The 15507-nt window shown below is 49.4% G+C and carries 12 protein-coding genes and 1 tRNA gene; 10 read left to right on the top strand and 3 right to left on the bottom strand.

The window, feature by feature from the left end; genetic code table 11:
* Positions 1-10 precede the first annotated feature (10 nt).
* From ACR0QE_RS00525 to ACR0QE_RS00550, 6 genes are all read left to right on the top strand, one after another.
* Entirely contained in the window at positions 11-715 is a 705-nt protein-coding gene (locus ACR0QE_RS00525) for a response regulator transcription factor (protein ID WP_432626434.1), read from the top strand.
* A 43-nt stretch (positions 716-758) separates the two neighbouring features.
* Positions 759-1850, top strand: coding sequence for a sensor histidine kinase (locus ACR0QE_RS00530; RefSeq protein WP_432626504.1), 1092 nt, complete (start codon positions 759-761; stop codon positions 1848-1850).
* 178 nt (positions 1851-2028) lie between these two features.
* Positions 2029-4599, top strand: coding sequence for a hypothetical protein (locus ACR0QE_RS00535; protein ID WP_432626435.1), 2571 nt, complete (start codon positions 2029-2031; stop codon positions 4597-4599).
* 6 nt (positions 4600-4605) lie between these two features.
* Positions 4606-5568: an ABC transporter ATP-binding protein gene (locus tag ACR0QE_RS00540; protein ID WP_432626436.1), complete on the top strand. Its 963-nt coding sequence runs from the start codon at positions 4606-4608 to the stop codon at positions 5566-5568.
* A complete protein-coding gene (locus ACR0QE_RS00545; protein WP_432626437.1) occupies positions 5546-6439 on the top strand; it encodes an ABC transporter permease in 894 nt (297 codons plus the stop codon). The genes ACR0QE_RS00540 and ACR0QE_RS00545 overlap by 23 nt, the downstream gene beginning before the upstream one ends.
* A gap of 417 nt (positions 6440-6856) precedes the next feature.
* Positions 6857-7276: an HIT family protein gene (locus ACR0QE_RS00550; protein ID WP_432626438.1), complete on the top strand. Its 420-nt coding sequence runs from the start codon at positions 6857-6859 to the stop codon at positions 7274-7276.
* A 225-nt stretch (positions 7277-7501) separates the two neighbouring features.
* Here ACR0QE_RS00550 and ACR0QE_RS00555 read toward each other — a convergent pair whose 3' ends face one another.
* Positions 7502-7642, bottom strand: coding sequence for a hypothetical protein (locus tag ACR0QE_RS00555; RefSeq protein ID WP_432626439.1), 141 nt, complete (start codon positions 7640-7642; stop codon positions 7502-7504).
* 334 nt (positions 7643-7976) lie between these two features.
* Positions 7977-8047 (bottom strand) — tRNA-Gly (locus tag ACR0QE_RS00560).
* 155 nt (positions 8048-8202) lie between these two features.
* Between ACR0QE_RS00560 and ACR0QE_RS00565 the strand changes: the two genes are divergently transcribed.
* On the top strand, positions 8203-8802 hold the full coding sequence (locus ACR0QE_RS00565) for a hydrolase (protein WP_432626440.1): 600 nt from the start codon (positions 8203-8205) through the stop codon (positions 8800-8802).
* Between the two features lie 3 nt (positions 8803-8805).
* Here ACR0QE_RS00565 and ACR0QE_RS00570 read toward each other — a convergent pair whose 3' ends face one another.
* Positions 8806-9033, bottom strand: coding sequence for a FeoA family protein (locus tag ACR0QE_RS00570; RefSeq protein ID WP_432626441.1), 228 nt, complete (start codon positions 9031-9033; stop codon positions 8806-8808).
* Between the two features lie 192 nt (positions 9034-9225).
* Between ACR0QE_RS00570 and ACR0QE_RS00575 the strand changes: the two genes are divergently transcribed.
* From ACR0QE_RS00575 to recD2, 3 genes are all read left to right on the top strand, one after another.
* Complete coding sequence (locus ACR0QE_RS00575; protein WP_432626442.1) at positions 9226-10779, top strand: ABC-F family ATP-binding cassette domain-containing protein; 1554 nt, start codon at positions 9226-9228, stop codon at positions 10777-10779.
* A gap of 1340 nt (positions 10780-12119) precedes the next feature.
* Entirely contained in the window at positions 12120-13124 is a 1005-nt protein-coding gene (locus ACR0QE_RS00580) for a rod shape-determining protein (RefSeq protein WP_177978509.1), read from the top strand.
* Between the two features lie 117 nt (positions 13125-13241).
* Positions 13242-15500, top strand: a complete 2259-nt coding sequence (recD2, locus tag ACR0QE_RS00585) for an SF1B family DNA helicase RecD2 (protein ID WP_432626443.1) — start codon at positions 13242-13244, stop codon at positions 15498-15500.
* The last annotated feature ends 7 nt before the right edge of the window (positions 15501-15507 follow it).

Here is a 15507-nt window from a genome sequence, read left to right on the forward strand (position 1 = left end):
GAAACTAGAGATGGCAGAAACCAGCATTCTGGTAGTAGATGATGAGCAGGAGATCGCAGACCTTGTGGAGATTTATCTGGTCAGCGATGGTTACAAAGTGTTTAAGGCAAACAATGCGCAGGAGGGACTGGAGATTCTCGAGAAGGAGGATATTCAGCTCTGCCTTCTCGACATTATGATGCCGGGCATGAATGGACTTGAGATGTGCAAGAAGATCCGAGAGACGAATAACATCCCGATCATCATGCTGAGTGCAAAATCCACGGATCTCGACAAGATTCTGGGACTTGGAACTGGTGCGGACGACTATGTGGTGAAACCGTTTAATCCGCTCGAGCTGACTGCGAGAGTCAAGTCCCAGCTTCGCCGCTACACGCAGTTCAATCCGAACAGCACCGTGCATGAGACGGTCAAGAATGAGATCAGCATCCGCGGGCTGACGATCAACAAGGATAACCACAAGGTGACAGTGTACGGCGAGGAAGTCAAGCTGACGCCGATCGAGTTTGATATTCTGTATCTTCTGGCATCAAATCCGGGCAAGGTGTTCAGCACGGATGAGATTTTTGAAAAGGTCTGGAATGAGAAGGTGTATGAGGCAAACAACACCGTCATGGTACATATCCGTCGTCTGCGCGGCAAGATGAAGGAAGATGAACGTCAGGATAAAATTATCACCACCGTCTGGGGGGTAGGATACAAAATTGAAAAATAAAAAGAACAGCCGACAGGATTTCTCGCATCGCTATCAGACGAGGATGATTGCGAATATTGTATACAGCACGATTCTCGCCTGTCTTGTGGAGATGTTTCTCGTGACAAATCTGACGATGCTGGCAGGATATGCGAAAAAATCGGAGTGGGAGAATGCCCTGCTCGACATGATCGGAGAGTCGGATGTGATCATTGTGCTGGGCTATCTGCTGATTGGAATTCTCGTGTTTTCCGTCACGTTTCTGATGCTTCAGGACCGTTCCGTCCGGTATGTGGGAAAGATTTCCGATGCGATGGACAGCATTGCGGCGGGAGATTTGAATACGACTGTGGACGTCGTCGGGGACGATGAGTTCTCGTCGATGGCGGAGAATTTGAACAAGATGGTCGAGGAGATCCGCAAGCTCATGGACAAGGAGCGGGAGTCGGAGCGGACGAAAAATGAGCTGATCACAAACGTTGCCCACGATCTGCGCACACCGCTGACGTCGATCATCGGTTATCTCGAGCTGCTGTCGGGAAAGGTACAGCTCCCGCCGGAGATGCAGAAAAAGTATATTGATATTGCATACAGTAAGTCGAGACGGTTGGAAAAGCTGATTGAGGACTTATTCGGTTTCACAAAGATGAATTACGGAAAAATCGCGATGCATGTGTCCCAGGTGGATATTGTGAAGCTCTTGGGACAGCTTCTCGAGGAATTTTATCCGAATTTTGCGGACAAGGGGCTTTCCTATGAGCTTCAGAGCAATGTTCCGGCAAAGATTATCACGGCGGACGGAAATCTGCTTGCGAGACTTTTTGACAATCTGATCAACAATGCGATCAAGTACGGTGCAGAGGGAAAACGGATTATTGTCAAGATCACCGCACAGGAGGAGACGGTCCAGATTTCGGTGACAAACTACGGATATGTGATTCCGGCGGAGGAACTTCCGCTGATTTTTGAAAAGTTTTACCGGGTGGAGCAGTCACGGTCCACGCACACAGGCGGAACCGGCCTTGGACTTGCGATTGTAAAAAATATTGTGGATATGCACGGCGGAACGATCAATGTGAAGAGTGACCTCGACGGAACCGTGTTCACCGTGATGCTTCAGGTGAACTTTGATGTGAATCGGGAACATTTCGGGTAATCCCGGGTAATCAGGCAGAAAAGTCGGATGGAAAAAATGCAGGGAGCAAAAGGCACGCAGAGGCAGACAGGTTAGAAAGAGGTGAGAGGGGTTGGACCTTCGGATCTGGAAATCAGAAAAGAAAACGGAGAACAACATTCAAATAAATTCGAAATCAGTAAAATCGGGGAGAAGGAAGATGACCACGGCGGTGGTTGTCTTCCTCCTTTGTGGTTTTGCGATCGGAATCGTTGGAAGCCGGAAACTTTGTTACGGGATGGAGGCGGAGACGCTTGTGCCGTCCTTTACAGAGACAGGGGCGACTGATGGCGGGACAGGGAGTTCCCGGACAGAGAGCAGCCGGGCGGAAAATCTGCAAACGGGAGATCCGCAGACAGAGAATATGCAGGCAGAAAATACACAGGCGGAGAATGACGGAATCTCGATGGAGATTGCCTACGGGTATGACAATACGGCAAAGGGAGGCCGCTATCTTCCGCTTGCGGTCAAGATTGGCAATGAGAGAGACACAAAGCTTACCGGAACGCTTCAGGTAAAATCAGCGGAGTCGGACGGGACGGTCTACCGCTATGACTATGAGATTGAGGCGGAGGGAGCGGGAACGTGTGAGGAGACTTACTATATTCCGGTTGGAACCGGGGCGAGCCGCCTTTATGTGACGCTTCTTAATGAGGATGGAACAGAGATCCTGACAAAGACGGTGAAGCTCAATGTCAACCGCGATGTGCCGGAGATGTTTATCGGAATTCTGTCCGATCATCCGGAGGAGCTCGACTACTTCAATGGAGTCGGAATCCGTTACAGCACGCTTCGCACAAGGACGTTTGATCTGTCCGGGGAGGAATTTCCGGAGGATGATGTGGGCTTAAATCTTCTCGATGTGCTGATCGTCAATGACTACAAGCTGAGAAAACTCTCGGAGCGGCAGACGGCGGCGATCATGGACTGGGTACACGACGGAGGACTTCTGATTCTCGGAACCGGGGCGAGGGTGGATGACACGCTGGGGCGTTTTGCGCCGGAGCTTCTCGACGATTCCTACGGGACGCCGAGTCTCCGCCATATCAATCTGGGGGAAGGATTTGCGCTTGAGGATCCGGGAGAGGGAATGTTAGCACTCTCCTGTGTGGATTTCTCCCTTCATGGGGGCAATGTCATCCTCTCAAGCAACGGGCTTTCTCTTCTGACGGCAGCGGCGAAAGAGCAGGGAATCATTGCGGTTGCCTCCTTTGATCTGGGAGATATCCAGTCATTCTGTGAGGAACATCCCTCGTATGTGGATCATCTCTTTACGAGTCTTCTCGGGGACAGCCGTATCAATCAGCTCTCCGAGCTGGTTTACAGCGGAAATTCCTCGAAATTCTGGGCGATGCAGAGCCTGATCAATACGGGCGATGTGAATAAGCTGCCGAATCTGGCACTCTATGTCTGTGTCGTTGTCATCTATCTGGGAATTCTCGGACCGGGAATGTATCTGTTTCTGCGGAACCGGGAGCTGCAGGGATATTACCGCAGAGGAGTCGTGGCACTCTCGTTTTTGTTTGTCGGAATCATTTACCTGCTTGGAAGCCGGACGCGTTTTCGCTCGACATTCTATACATATGCATCGATCAGGGATGTCACAGCGGACTATGTGACGGACATCACCTATGTCAATATCCGCAATCCTTACAACCGGCCGTACACGGTGGAACTCAATCCGAACTACTCGATTCTTCCGATCACGCGCAGCTCCCTTTACGGCACATCGGATCAGTCAGATTTCTCGAGCACAACGCCGAGTCAGATCGTGATGAAACATTTTGAGGATGAGACGAGAATTCAGGGGCAGAACATTGCGGCGTTCGCTCCCCGATATTTTCAGCTTGAGCGCAAACAGGAGAATACCGATCAGGTTGGAATCACGGGAGAAATCCGGTACTTTGAGGGAAAACTCAGCGGAAGCATTACGAACCATTTCCCGTTTGCTTTGGAGAACACGACACTGATGCTCTATGGAACGATGGTGAAGATCGGTCCGATGAAGGCCGGGGAGACGAAGAAGCTGAACGATCTTGAACTTCTGAGATTTCCGCTCGGGGAGTCCTACATCGTGGCGGACCAGATATCGGGAGAGAGTGAGTTTGCGGCGGCAGATATCAAGAACAATGAATATCTGCTTGCACTTGAGCGGTCGAATCTTCTGAAATTTTATCTGGACAATTACCTGAATGGGTACACGGCGGATGCAAGGGTTCTCGCATTCAGCACGGAGAAAGAGGAGTCGGCGTTCTTAAAAACTCCGTCTGAGGATACTTACGGGCTGACGCTTCTGACCGCTTCGCTGGCAGTCAATTCCTCAAGCGATCCGATGATTTATCGCTCGGCGCTGATGAAGGCTCCGACTGTGGTCAGCGGAACGTATGAGGATCGGACAAACACGATGGGCGCTTCGGAGCCGCTGACACTGGAATACCAGCTCGGCGGAGACATTGAGGTGGAGAGCCTGACACTTGAGCCGATCTCGGAGGTTTTCCTCAAAGATGGGGGCGGATACAGCGAGGCATTTTCCGGAGGAATTTATTTTTATAATTACGGAAGCGGAAATTATGATCTGGTTGATCTCGACGGACAGACGATGAAAGTCGATCAGCTAAAACCGTATCTGTCACCGGCAAACACAATCACGGTGCGCTATGTCTATGACGGATCGGGCGGATACAGCTCGGTTCAGCTTCCGATGCCGATGGTTGCGGGAAAGGAGCGGTGATCAGGGATGTTGAAAATACGAAATCTGAAAAAACGATTCGGAAATTACCGTGTTCTCGATGAGATGAATATGGAGATCAAGGATGGCGCGCTCTACGGTTTTGTCGGTCCGAACGGAGCAGGAAAGACGACGACCATCCGCATTATGAGCGGACTTCTTCTGCCGGATGCGGGAGAGGTTGAGATTGACGGTGTCGATGCGCTGAAGGAGCCGGAGCGGGTGAAAGAAAAATTCGGATATGTGCCGGACCATTTTGGAGTGTATGACAATCTGAAAGTCTCGGAATATATGGAATTTTTTGCTTCCTGCTATGGAATGGAGGGGCTGAAGGCGAGAAAGCGGTCGGAGATTCTGCTCGAGCAGGTGGGACTTGGCGACAAGAAAGAATTCTTTGTCGACAGCCTCTCGCGAGGAATGAAGCAGCGTCTGTGTCTGGCGAGGGCGCTGATTCATGATCCGCAGTTTTTGATTATGGATGAGCCGACAGCGGGACTCGATCCGAGGACGAGACTGGAATTTCGGGATACGGTCCAGGAACTTCACGAGCAGGGAAAGACGATTCTGATCAGCTCTCACCTGCTTTCGGATCTTTCTGAACTCTGCACGGATATCGGAATCATAGATTCCGGAAAACTTGTCTTAAGCGGAACGATGGATCAGATCATGAATCAGATCCACACATCCCGGCCCTTAATCATCACCGTTCAGGAAAATCTTCCGGCTGCGATGCAGCTGCTCAAGGAGGAAGTGCTTGTGCGGACAATCAGCGTGCGGGATCAGGAGATCGTCGCAGGATTTGATGGGGATGCCGATCAGGAATGCGAGCTCCTTCGCCGGCTTGTCGAGGCGGGCGTGAAAATCCGGGGATTTGTGCGCGAGGCGGGAAGTCTGGAGGCATTGTTTATGCAGATCACAAATCACCAGAAGGAAAGGGTGGTGCTCTCTTATGAAGACGAATCCGGTCTATAAACGTGAGATTATGGTCAGTGCCAGAAGTTTTAAGCTTGCGCTGATGCTGCTGGTATTTAACGGGATTCTGGCGCTTGTGGCACTGCTCAATATGTACTCGAACTTAGCGCAGGTTCGGATGACGGCGGAGGTCCAGTACTCCAGCTTTCTTGATCTATATCTGTTTGTCGCGGTTCTGGAATTTATGATGCTCATTTTTATCATGCCGGCAATCACTTCGGGATGTATCAGCGGGGAGAGAGAGCGGCAGACACTGGAACTCATGCTGACGACAAAGATGAAACCGTCGGAGATTGTGCTTGGAAAACTGGCAGCGGCGCTGAGTACGGTTTTTCTGATGATTGTCTCGAGCTTTCCGATTGTGGCGCTCGTCTTTGTCTACGGAGGAGTGACGTTAAAAGACATCGGGCTTCTTTTGATCTGCTACTTTGCATCGGCACTCTTTGTGGGAAGTCTCGGGATCAGCTGTTCCGCAATTTTCGGGCGCTCGACTCTGGCGACGGCAGTCTCCTATGCACTGACCGCTCTGGCTGTCGTCGGAACATACGGTATCAACCAGTTTGTCTATTACTTAAACGGAATGAATGTGGACAGTTATCTCACCTCGATGGGGAGAAGTGCGGGGGCTGCAAGCTCAGGCAACTGCCTTTATCTGATGCTGATCAATCCGCTCTCCACGTTTCTGTTGACGATTGCGCGCCTGACGGGGCGGGAGCAGCAGACTGCGACTGTGACGAACTGGTTTGGAAATCACGGGGCAAATCTGGTGACGGCAAATTGGATGATCATCAGCATTGTCCTGCAGTTTCTGTTTGCCGGAGCCCTGATCGCAGTGGCGATTCGCTGCGTGAAGTCCTGGAAGAGACGGTGAAAATCACATAGAAGCGGGTCTTTAAGGGGTATCATATCATTCCTCGATCTCGAATGGCTCTCGAATGGCTCTCGAATGGCTCTTCGGGCAAGATAAGTCCCGCAAACACGCTCTCGCTCCGGATTGAAGCGTAGCGGTGCATAAGGTTGCAAAAGACGCAACCTAAGCACCGACGGTTCAAACGGGTTTGCGTGATCTTTCTTGCCCTCGGAGCCAATACTCGTTAGGTTCATGCGTTGCGCAAACAGCAATGAAAAATAGGTTGCGGGAAAAGACAGATCAGAGTAAAATAGAGACAGGATGTAACTCAGAGTGGATGCCTCCATTTTAAAGGATGTGACAAGTCTGTTCTGTGTGATACGCTCCGTGAGTGTCAGTTTGAACGAGATCAAAAAACAAGAAAAGGAAGGAAATGACATGAAAGACGTAAATTGCGCATATTGTATGCAGGGAGAACTGGTTGCAAAGTTTGCATATCCGGTTTGCAAGATGGACACAGGTTTTCTGTATGTATTTAAGGAGCAGAGCCATCCGGGCCGTCTGATTCTGGCTCATGACAAGCACATCAGTGAGATGATCGAGCTGACGGATGAGGAGAGAAATGCATTCTTTGCAGACGTTGCAAAGGCTTCCCGTGCTATTCATAAGGTATTCCATCCGGAGAAGGTAAACTACGGCGCATACGGAGATACCGGCTGCCATCTGCATATGCATCTGGTTCCGAAGTACAAAGACCAGTATGAGTGGGGCGGTGTGTTTGAGATGAATCCGGGCAAGGTTACTCTGACCGATGCTGAGTACGAGGAGATCGCAGAGAAGATCCGCCAGGCGCTGTAAGATTTGGAGAAATCTGAATGTGTTGTAAAACCCCTAGCTTCAGCTATGGGGATATAAGACACGTCCATCGAATTTACCAAGTAATTGAAGATGGACAAAATCATAATAAAGCGTGTAAATGTGAAAAAGCAGCGGACTCCGCCGGGAAAGCGGAGCCGCTGCTTTTTCATTTGGGAAAGAGTCTGTTATCAAATAAAAATACGTGGTGGGATGGCCACATATTTGCTAACAGCTAAGTGGAATATGGTGGACAATCTTGCGATAGATTTTCCACGCGATGATTGCAGGAATTCCGATCACCATAGAAACAGTCGAAAGACCACCGATGATACCATAAAGAATTAAAATAGCCCACAGTCCAATCATGTCGCGCCTCCTGTCAATCATCTGTCGAGCAGAAAAGACCGGGTCATCGGATGGATGATTTCGTATGTAGAAGTCTCTCTGTTCGATCTGGTTCCTATTGTACATGAAAAAAGAAAAAATAAAAGAGATTTTGGTACTTCTTAACACAATTTACACACAATATAAAGAAAACATAAAAATAATCTGTTAAAATATCGTTAAGGAAATGCTAAGAGCATATAAAGATTTTAAAGACGAAGAGATTTATTACTTGAAAGAATAGGAAAAAATAGTTCCATTTTAGTTCCAGACAAAAAAAGAACCCTTGTAAAATAAGGGTTCTTCTGGCATATGAAGCAGATAACGGGAATCGAACCCGCCTCCTCAGCTTGGGAAGCTGATGTTCTACCGATGAACTATATCTGCATTCGGAACATTTTTTATTGTACCATAAAAGAGAGAAGAATTCAACCGGCAAAAGAAATGTCAAGAAATCCGAGAAATCTGTGAAAACTGTTTGGAAAAAGGAAATTTTGGTGTATACTGAATCAGACATACGAAATCTTTGGAGGCGATTTGTGATGGAAAGAGTATCAAAATTGACACGGGAAGAGGCTCTCGCGCTTCTTCAGAAATACAACAAGGAACCATTTCATATTCTGCATGGTCTGACCGTTGAGGGCGTGATGAGGTGGTATGCAGAGAAACTCGGTTACGGCGATGAGGCGGAGTACTGGGGAATTACCGGACTGCTCCATGATGTAGACTTTGAGCAGTATCCAGAACAGCATTGCGTCAAGGCGCCGGAACTTCTGAGAGAGGCAGGAGTTGGGGAAGACATGATTACCTCGATCTGTTCTCACGGATATGGAATCTGCTGCGATGTGGAGCCGAAGCATGAGATGGAGAAGGTGCTGTTTGCAGCGGATGAGCTGACCGGTCTGATCGGTGCAGCGGCAAAAATGCGTCCGTCAAAGAGCACGAAGGACATGGAGGTCTCCAGTCTGAAAAAGAAATTCAAGGACAAGAAGTTTGCAGCAGGATGCTCCCGCGATGTCATCCGGACCGGTGCAGAGCGCCTGGGCTGGGAGCTCGACCAGCTCTTTGCCGATACGATTGAGGCAATGCGCTCCTGTGAGGATTCTGTGGAAGCGGAGATGGAGCAGCTGGGACTGAAATAAGCTTTATAATTCCACAAAGATTTCACCGACCGTCTCTCTTCGCAGGGCGATGACGGAGCCGTGGATGCGATAGGCGCCCATTCCGCGGCGGGTCGGTTTTAAAATGCAGATCAGGGAGGCTCCGGGAATGATGCCCTGATCTGCAAGGCGCCGGCGCATGGGCAGATCGCTGGCGATCCAGACTACACGTCCTTCTTCGCCGGATTTCAGATAGGTGAGCGGAAGGACCATACCAGTTTCCTCCTGAAAACCGTGTTGGAATCAGAATATGCTGGGTGATGGAGGAATGTGCGGGGCGTGCCGGTTTTTTGTCTGTAAAAATGAGACAGAAGTCAGATAAAAAAGACGGACTGTTTCTGTAAAATGGAAATCTCATTCAAAAAGATTTCCTGGAGATATAAAAAGAATAAAGGAGAAAAAAATTTGAGTATTTTAAATGTTGAGCATCTTAGTCACGGATTTGGAGACCGCGCAATCTTTCAGGATGTTTCTTTCCGGCTTTTAAAGGGAGAGCACATCGGACTTGTCGGTGCAAATGGAGAGGGAAAATCCACTTTTATGAGCATCATCACCGGAAAACTTCAGCCGGATGAGGGAAAGGTTGAGTGGGCAAAGCACGTTCGTGCAGGCTATCTTGATCAGCACACGGTTCTGGAAAAGGGAATGACGATCCGCGATGTCTTAAAGAGTGCATTTTCCTACCTGTTTGAGATGGAAACGCAGATGAATGAGATCTGTGACCGCATGGGAAGTGCATCGGAAGACGAGATGAATGAGATGATGGAAGAGCTCGGAACGATTCAGGATCTTTTGATGGCGCATGATTTCTACATCATTGACAGTAAGGTGGAGGAAGTTGCGCGTGCCCTCGGTCTGATTGAGATCGGGCTGGACAAGGATGTGTCTGAGCTTTCAGGTGGTCAGAGAACCAAGGTCCTTCTCGGCAAACTGCTGCTTGAGAAGCCGGATATTCTTCTCCTCGACGAGCCGACCAACTATCTCGATGAACAGCATATTGAATGGCTCAAACGTTATCTTCAGGAGTATGAGAATGCCTTTATTCTGATCTCCCATGATGTCCCGTTTATGAACAGCGTCATCAACCTTGTTTATCACATGGAGAATCAGAAACTGGACCGCTATGTCGGAGATTACCATCATTTTGAGGAAGTCTATGCGGCGAAGAAGGCACAGCTTGAGGCTGCTTACAAGCGCCAGCAGCAGGAGATTGCAGAGCTTGAAGATTTCGTTGCGAGAAACAAGGCGCGCGTCTCCACGCGAAATATGGCGATGTCCCGTCAGAAGAAACTTGACAAGATGGAAGTCATTGAGCTGGCGAAGGAGAAGCCGAAGCCAGAATTTCAGTTTTTGGAGGCGAGAACTTCCGGCAAGCTGATTTTTGAGACGAAGGATCTCGTGATCGGCTACGAGGAACCACTCACAAAGCCGGTGAACCTGATGATGGAGCGGGGAGAGAAAGTTGTTCTGCGCGGAGCAAACGGAATCGGAAAGACGACGCTCTTAAAGAGCATTCTGGGACTGATTCCGTCTCTTTCGGGAAGTGTGGAGCTTGGCGATTATCTCTATACGGGATATTTTGAGCAGGAGATGGCTCCGGGCAACACGACAACCTGTATCGAGGAGATCTGGAAAGAGTTTCCGTCTTACACCCAGTATCAGGTGCGCTCTGCGTTAGCAAAATGCGGCCTGACGACAAAGCATATCGAGAGCCAGGTGCGAGTGCTCAGCGGTGGTGAGCAGGCGAAGGTGCGTCTGTGCAAGCTGATGAACCGCGAGACGAATGTTCTGCTTCTCGATGAGCCGACAAACCATCTCGATGTGGAGGCAAAAGAAGAACTCAAGCGTGCCCTTAAGGCATACAAGGGAAGCATTCTTCTGATCTGCCACGAGCCGGAGTTCTATGAGGGACTTGCGACCCGCGTGGTGGACTGCAGTGAGTTCTGTCTGAGAGGATAATTTGAGGTTACTGTACACGGGTAGGCATTTTCTGAACTGAAAATGCCGTATGATACAGTGGTGACGGCAGATTTTGCCGATCTGAAATGCGAAGCATCGGCAAAATCCGTTACTGTTTGCAGGGCGCGTGAACAGTAACAATTTGAGGGGCGGGAGCAGATTCTTCCGGAGAAAAACGGTTGCAATCTGCTCCCGCCTGTGCTATCATATCTGTTGCGTATCCGAAAATCTTGAGGATCTGAACGTCAGAGATTGTCTGAATCCGTTATCATTCATAATTGGGAGTTTCATGATTTTATTTTTTATAAAAGAATAAAAGTTTGAAGCAGTTTGGGAGCAGTGTGTTTTGCATGCGGAAAAAGATCGGGAGATTAGAAAAATCCCTGATCAGGCATGGCAAAAGAATAGATGGGTAAGATGTATTTGAGTGAGTTTTTGCAGTAAAGAGATTTAGATTTAATTATTTAAGAAATCAGTCTGTGTAAAATCGTGGCCGGAGACCGGCTATCTGAAAATCAAAAAATCTGAGTGTTCATAACGGTTCAGTACCTTAGTTGTAAAACGATAAGAATTTTTCTGAAGTTACACACCGCAGAGGCTGGTGTGACATACGATACGGATGAGGCGTTTCGGACTCAGCGTTCCGTGCGGATGCGCCATGTCCCGATCTGGATGAGCGAGTAGTTTTGTATGAAAGCGAGATTCCGGAGATTTTGTCGTGCCCAAATGCGTGACATCAGCAGACGAAAGAGTCTGAAATATAGTGCGTACAGTTTTATGGCCTGCTTGCGGGGATACTTATTTTTAAATGCGGGGGTATTCGCTATAAGCGGAGCTTTCGTCCGGCTGAGGGAGAGAATACAGAGAGAAAAATTAGAAATCAGATCGAATAAATTTGGAAAATTAATTGGAAAATCAAATGAGAAATCAGATGGAAAATCTGCGAAACAGTGAATATCTGGTAAAAGAGCAAAAAAAGTCTGCCGAGTGAACGTTTCGCTCGTCCACCCGGCAGATTTGGGAATGGTAGGTATACAAATAAAAGAAAATGGTTTTTAGGGGGGCCTGCCAGGATCGCCCCTGGCAGGTATGAGTATGAAAAAGCTTTGTAATTTCAAGTATGCACTTGAAACAAAGGTTCCATTACCCTTTCGGATAATGTACTTAGAGTATAAAAAAGAATTGTGACTAAAATGTGTCGGCACGATAAAAAATGTATAAACATAATAAAAAATAAAAAAACCCTTTCAAAAAGGGGCATGATTGTATATAATAAGAGAGATTAATCTGGAATATTTGTGCGAATAGGATTTGTGAGGAAGCAAACAGGAGGAAAAGAGATGTTAGTGTCTAATGACATCGGTATCGATTTAGGTACGGCGAGCATTTTGGTATATATAAGAGGAAAAGGCGTTGTTCTCAAAGAGCCGTCAGTTGTTGCGATTGACCGGGACAGCAATAAAATCATGGCAATCGGTGAAGAGGCACGTCTGATGATCGGAAGAACTCCGGGCAACATCATTGCGGTACGTCCGCTGCGCCAGGGCGTTATTTCTGATTATACCGTGACGGAGAAGATGCTGAAGTACTTCATCAATAAGGCTGTCGGCAAGCGCACCCTGCGCAAACCGCGCATTGCTGTCTGCATTCCGAGCGGAGCAACCGAGGTGGAGCGCAAGGCGGTAGAGGATGCAACTTATCAGGCAGGCGCACGCGAGGTGTCCATCATCGAGGAGCCGGTTGCAGCTGCGATCGGTGCCGGAATTGATATTTCCAAGGCATGTGGAAATATGATCGTAGATATCGGAGGCGGTACTGCGGACATCGCTGTGATTTCTCTGGGTGGAACGGTAGTAAGCACTTCAATCAAGATCGCAGGTGATGATTTTGATGAGGCGCTTGTCCGCTACATGAGAAAGAAACACAATCTTCTGATCGGTGAGAGAACCGCAGAGGAGATCAAGATCAACATCGGATCGGCTTACCGCCGTCCGGAGGTTCTGACGATGGAAGTGAGAGGAAGAAACCTTGTGACAGGACTTCCGAAGACGATTGTGGTTACTTCCGAGGAGACTTTAGAGGCTCTTCGCGAGCCGGCAATCCAGATCGTGGATGCCGTTCACAACGTACTCGAGCGCACTCCGCCGGAACTTGCAGCAGATATCTTTGACCGCGGCATTGTGATGACCGGCGGTGGTTCTCTGCTCAATGGACTGGATCAGCTGATCGAGGAGAAGACCGGAATTACCACCGTTGTTGCGGAAGATCCGCTGACGGCAGTGGCAATCGGAACTGGAAAATTTATTGAATTTCAGCATGGTGACTCCAAACCGCAGGAATATTAATTCAGAGGCTTGACTGGAACCTGATGTTTGAACCGGAGATCCCGTATCCGTATGATGGATGCGGGATTTTCGTTTATGGTATCTTGGAAAAAGGGAATCGTGCAGGACGGAGAATTTATGGCAACAGTAAAGGGTTATGTGGAAAAAATCAAATTTCGCAATGAGGATAACGGCTACTCGATTTTAAGTGTTTTTGCTGACGGGGAAGATTACATTCTGGTCGGGACCTTTCCCTATATCGGCGAGGGAGATTACATAGAGGCATCCGGACGCGAGGTGGCGCACCCTGTTTATGGCGATCAGATTCAGGTGGAGCACTATGAACTCAAGGCGCCGGAGGACACGGCATCGATGGAGCGGTATTTGGGATCGGGTGCGATCAAGGGAGTCGGCAGTGCGCTTGCGGCGAGAATCGTGAAGCGCTTTAAGGCAGATACTTTTCGCATTATCGAGGAAGAGCCTGAGCGGCTTGCGGAGGTAAAGGGCGTCAGCGAGAAGATGGCGATTTCCATTTCTGAGCAGATGGAGGAGAAGAAAGAGATGCGGGAGGCGATGATGTTCCTCCAGGATTACGGCATTTCGATGAATCTGTCGCTGAGGATTTACCGGGAATACGGCGCGAGACTCTATGGAATCATCCGGGAGAACCCTTATCGGCTTGCGGATGATATTCAGGGAATCGGATTTAAGATGGCGGATGAGATTGCGCGTCAGTCCGGCATTTTCACGGATTCCGATTTCCGAATCCGCAGCGGCCTGCTCTACACCCTTCAACAGTCTGTTGCGAGCGGCCATACTTACCTTCCGAAAGAGGAACTTCTCAAAGGAGCTTCGGAACTGCTCCATGTGGAGATCGGGGCGATGGAAAAGCATCTGATGGATCTTCAGATGGAGAAGAAGATCGTCGTGAAAATCAATGAGGGTGGAGAGATGGGAGATGGACAGGACTCGTGCCACGTCTATGCATCCCAGTATTACTACACGGAACTGAACTCGGCGAGAATGCTGCACGATCTGAATATTCGCGGCAAGGAGCCGGAGGGTGCGATCCGAAAGCGTCTGAAGGCGATCTGTGCCCAGGAACACATTGAGCCGGACGAGCTTCAGATCCAGGCGGTGATTGAGGCGGTCAACAGTGGACTGCTGATTATCACCGGCGGACCGGGAACCGGAAAGACGACGACGATCAACACAATCATCCGGTATTTCGAGGAAGAGGAGATGGAAATTCTGCTCGCGGCGCCGACGGGGCGCGCGGCAAAGAGAATGACTGAGGCGACGGGATATGAGGCGAAGACGATCCATCGCCTTCTCGAACTCAACGGGGTCCCGGATGAAAACGGTGGGACGACGGGGATGCATTTTGAGCGCAATGAGGAAAATCCCCTTGATGCGGATGCGATCATCATCGATGAGACTTCGATGGTGGATGTCTATCTGATGCATGCGCTTTTGCGGGCGATCAATCCGGGTACGAGACTGATTCTTGTCGGGGATGTCAACCAGCTGCCGAGTGTCGGTCCGGGAAATGTCCTGAGGGATATGATCGCTTCCGGTGCTTTCAATGTAGTAAAACTGTCGCGAATCTTCCGTCAGGCGGCGGAGAGCGATATCATTGTGAATGCCCACCGCATCAATGACGGTGCGCAGATTCCGCTCGGGAAACGGAGCAGGGATTTTCTATTTATCCGCAGGGAAAATCCGGATGCGATCATCAGCGCGATGATCACGCTGATCCGGGAGAAACTGCCGAACTATGTCCAGGCGGAGCCGTTTGACATCCAGATTATGACTCCGATGCGCCGCGGGGCTCTCGGCGTGGAGAGACTCAACACGATTCTTCAGGAATATCTGAACCCGAAAGCAGAGGGAAAGGCGGAGAAAGAGGCCGGAGGAACGATCTACCGCGTCGGGGACAAGGTCATGCAGATCAAGAACAATTACCAGATTGAGTGGGAGATCCGCAGCCCGCGCGGAGTTCCGGTGGAGTCCGGGACCGGAGTCTTCAACGGGGATATTGGCATCATCCGGGAGATCAATCGTTTCGCGGAGACCGTCGCAGTGGAATTTGATGAGCGGAAGATGGTGGAGTATTCGTTTAAACAGCTTGAGGAATTGGAACTGGCGTATGCGATCACGATTCACAAGTCGCAGGGAAGTGAGTATCCGGCTGTGATTATTCCGGTGCATTCCGGTCCGAGAATGCTGATGACGAGAAATCTGATCTACACAGCAGTCACGAGGGCGAGAAAATGCGTCTGCCTTGTCGGAATTCCGGAGACGTTTCAGGCGATGGTCAATAACGACACGGAGCAGCAGCGCTACACCGGTCTGAAACAGAGAATCCGGGAAGTCATGGAGACGGAACTGGAATAAATATGAT

Source organism: Brotaphodocola sp. (assembly GCF_050873065.1).
Lineage (GTDB): Bacteria > Bacillota > Clostridia > Lachnospirales > Lachnospiraceae > Brotaphodocola.